At 67.8% G+C, this 3,107-nt stretch carries 4 protein-coding genes; 1 reads left to right on the top strand and 3 read right to left on the bottom strand.

What is annotated here, in order from left to right; genetic code table 11:
- Positions 1–262: MFS transporter (locus tag RMO04_RS07435; RefSeq protein WP_405041469.1), on the bottom strand; the 262-nt coding region annotated here is incomplete at its 3' end.
- A 75-nt stretch (positions 263–337) separates the two neighbouring features.
- On the opposite strand from RMO04_RS07435, the gene RMO04_RS07440 reads away from it, so the two are divergent.
- On the top strand, positions 338–1,501 hold the full coding sequence (locus RMO04_RS07440) for an aminotransferase class I/II-fold pyridoxal phosphate-dependent enzyme (RefSeq protein ID WP_309644150.1): 1,164 nt from the start codon (positions 338–340) through the stop codon (positions 1,499–1,501).
- Here the strand turns inward: RMO04_RS07440 and RMO04_RS07445 are convergent.
- Both RMO04_RS07445 and RMO04_RS07450 read right to left on the bottom strand, forming a co-directional pair.
- On the bottom strand, positions 1,498–2,271 hold the full coding sequence (locus RMO04_RS07445) for an alpha/beta fold hydrolase (RefSeq protein WP_309644148.1): 774 nt from the start codon (positions 2,269–2,271) through the stop codon (positions 1,498–1,500). The genes RMO04_RS07440 and RMO04_RS07445 overlap by 4 nt on opposite strands.
- Before the next feature lie 10 nt (positions 2,272–2,281).
- Positions 2,282–3,107: aldehyde dehydrogenase family protein (locus RMO04_RS07450; RefSeq protein ID WP_309644149.1), on the bottom strand; the 826-nt coding region annotated here is incomplete at its 5' end.

Raw genomic sequence — 3,107 nt, forward strand, 5'->3', positions numbered from 1 at the left:
ACTTCCGCCCGATCCGATCCCCGAAATGCCCGAAGAACGCCGCGCCCACCGGCCGCGCGAAGAAGGCCACCGCGAAGGTCGCGTAGCTCTGCAGCAGCTGGGCGCTGTCGGACGACTTGGGGAAGAACAGGCTGGGGAACACCAGCGAGGCGGCGGTGGCGTAGATGTAGAAGTCGTAGAACTCGACCGCCGTCCCCACCAGGCTAGCCGTCAACACGCGGCGGTTCGAGGCGCTGCCCGCGCCGGTGCTCATACCGTTCATGACCCCGCTTCGCGCCCGCAGGCGTTGCGGTCAAGCCGGATGGCGTTTTGGCCGATTAGCCACTACCTGCAGGCGATGACCGCGCAGATCGATCCCTTCTACGCCATCTCCGTCAGCGGCCTGGCCCATCGGCTGAAGGCCGAGGGCCGGTCGATCATCCACATGGAGTTCGGCCAGCCCTCGACCGGGGCGCCCAGGGCCGCCATCGCCGTGGCCCATCAAGTGCTGGACACGGATGGGATGGGCTATTGGGAGAGCGGCCCGCTGAAGCACCGGATCGCGCGGCACTATCTTGAGACGTACGGTGTCAAGATTTCCCCGGCTCAGCTGATCCTAACCTGCGGCGCTTCGCCGGCCTTGGTGCTGGCGCTGGCGGCGACCTTCAAGCCTGGCGATCGGGTGGTGACCGCTCGGCCAGGCTATGTGGCCTATCGCAATTCACTGAAGGCGCTGAACCTCGTTCCGGTAGAGGTGGCCTGCGGCCCAGAGGTCCGTTTCCAGATGACCGCCGCGGCGCTGGCGGCGGTGGAGCCCGCGCCGGCGGGGTTGATCCTGGCCAGCCCCGCCAATCCGACCGGCACGATCATCGCCGAGGCCGAGCTGGCGGCGATCGCCCAGGTCTGCCGCGAGCGCGGCATCCGCATCATCTCCGACGAGATCTACCACGGGCTCAGCTACGGCGAGCCCACCCGCTCGATGCTGGAGTTCGAACCCAACGCCATCATCATCAACAGCTTTTCGAAGTACTTCAGCATGGCCGCCTGGCGCCTGGGCTGGCTTCTGGTTCCGCGTGAGGAAGCCGAGCGGGCGCGGGCCTATATGGGCGCGCTGTTCCTCACGCCGCCATCGCTCAGTCAGCACGCGGCGCTGGCCGCCATGGACTGCCGCGAAGAGCTGGAAGGCCATATCGAGGTCTACCGCACCAACCGCTCGCTGTTGCTGCAGGCGCTGCCGGCCTTGGGCCTGGACGCCATCGCCCCGCCGGATGGCGCCTTCTATATCTATGCCCGCGTAGGCCACCTCACCGACGACAGCCTGGCCTTCTGCGAGGAGCTGCTGCGCGCCACCGGCGTCGCGACCGCGCCGGGCGTGGACTTCGATCCCGTCGAGGGGCGCAGGTTCATCCGTATGAGCTTCGCGGTCTCCACCTCCGAAATCGAGGAGGCCCTGCGTCGCCTGAAACCCTGGTTCCAGGCGCGCGCGGCCGAGCGGCGTGCGCTGGAGACGGTGACCTCCTAGCCGTCCATCAGACCAGATTTATCCAGGAAATTCAGCAGCGCGGCATTGAACGCGGCCGGCTGGTCGATATTGGCGGCGTGTCCGGCGCTCTCGATCACGACCTTCCGGGCGCCGGGGATCTTGCCGGCCATGTTGTCGCTGGCGGCCAGGAACGGCGCGTCGTCGGCGCCGACGACCACCAGGGACGGTACGGCGATGTTCGGCAAGCTCTCTATGACCTTGGCGTCGCGCTGGGTGAGCATGCCGCGGGCGGCGTGGGCCAGGCCCGTGGCGTCGCGGTGGCGCGCGGTCCGGGTTTCGGCGCCGCCGCGTTCGACCGGCCCCAGGCCATCGGTGTCGTAGCGCGCGGCGCTTTTCAGCGCGTTGGCGTTCCAACCGGCGCGGGCCTCGTGGTTCTTGTAGCCGGGCCCGGTGTCGATGATCAGCAAGGCCCGGGTGCGCTCGGGATGCGCCAGATGGAAGGCCAGGCTCATGTAGCCGCCCAACGACAGGCCGCCGATGATCGCGGTCCTTGCCCCGACGGCGTCGAGCAGCGCGGCCATGTCGGCGACTGTGGCGTCTTCGGAATAGGCGGCCGGGTCGGTGGGATAGTCAGACTGGCCGTGGCCGCGCATGTCCCAGGTGATCAGCTGGAAGTGAGGGGCGAGCGCGTCGATCTGGTCGGTCCACATCTGGGCGCTGGCCGAGAAGCCGTGGGTCAGGAGGAGGGGCGGGCCCTCGCCATGGACCTCGTAATAGATCTCGACACCGTCGCGGTTGAGCTTGGCCATCGCTGTCGTCCTATCGCGCCATGTTGATGACTTGCATCTGAGTGAACTCCGCCAGGCCTGCCTCGCCGAGTTCCGAGCCGATGCCCGAGGTCTTGGCTCCGCCGAAGGGGATGCCGGGATCGAGCTCGGCGTGCTTGTTGATCCAGACCGTGCCGCTTTCCATTCGGCCGGCCAGGTCGTAGGCGGCGTCTAAGTCGTCGGACCAGATCGAGCCGCCCAGGCCGTAGAGCGAGGCGTTGGCGCGGTTGAGCGCATCCTCGCCGTCGCGGATCTTGATCACGGGCAGGACCGGGCCGAACTGCTCCTCGTCCACCAGGCGCGTGCCGTCTTCGATGTCGCGCACGATGGTCGGGCGGATGAAGTAGCCCTTGCCCTCCATGGCGCCGCCGCCCGCGATGATCTTGCCGGTCTTGCGGGCGTCTTCGATGACGCCCAGCACCTTCTCGTACTGCATCTTGTTCTGCAGCGGCCCCATCTGCACGCCCTGCTGCAGGCCCTCGCCCACCACCGCGGCGTCGGCCAGCCGGGCCAGCTCGTCGCAGACCGCGTCATAGATGCTCTCGTGCACATAGGCCCGCTTGACGGCGATGCAGACCTGGCCCGAGTTCTGGAAGGCGGCGCTGAAGATCTTGCCCGCCGTCGCCTCTGGATTGACGTCGCGCAGCACGATGGCCGCGTCGTTGCCGCCCAGCTCCAGCGTGATGCGCTTCAGCGCGTCGGCTGCGCCGGCCATCACCTTCTTGCCGGTCTCGGTCGAGCCGGTGAAGGAGATCTTGTTGACGTCAGGATGGGCGGTCAGCGCCCCGCCCAGGTCGTTGGCGTCGGCGATCACGTTG

The organism is Phenylobacterium sp., assembly GCF_031412415.1.
In the GTDB taxonomy this organism is placed as follows: domain Bacteria; phylum Pseudomonadota; class Alphaproteobacteria; order Caulobacterales; family Caulobacteraceae; genus Phenylobacterium.

Bases quoted from the DNA above. Each gene is read 5' to 3' on its own strand.
- RMO04_RS07445 (WP_309644148.1), bottom strand. From the start codon at position 2,271: ATGGCCAAGCTCAACCGCGACGGTGTCGAGATCTATTACGAGGTCCAT.
- RMO04_RS07440 (WP_309644150.1), top strand. From the start codon at position 338: ATGACCGCGCAGATCGATCCCTTCTACGCCATCTCCGTCAGCGGCCTG.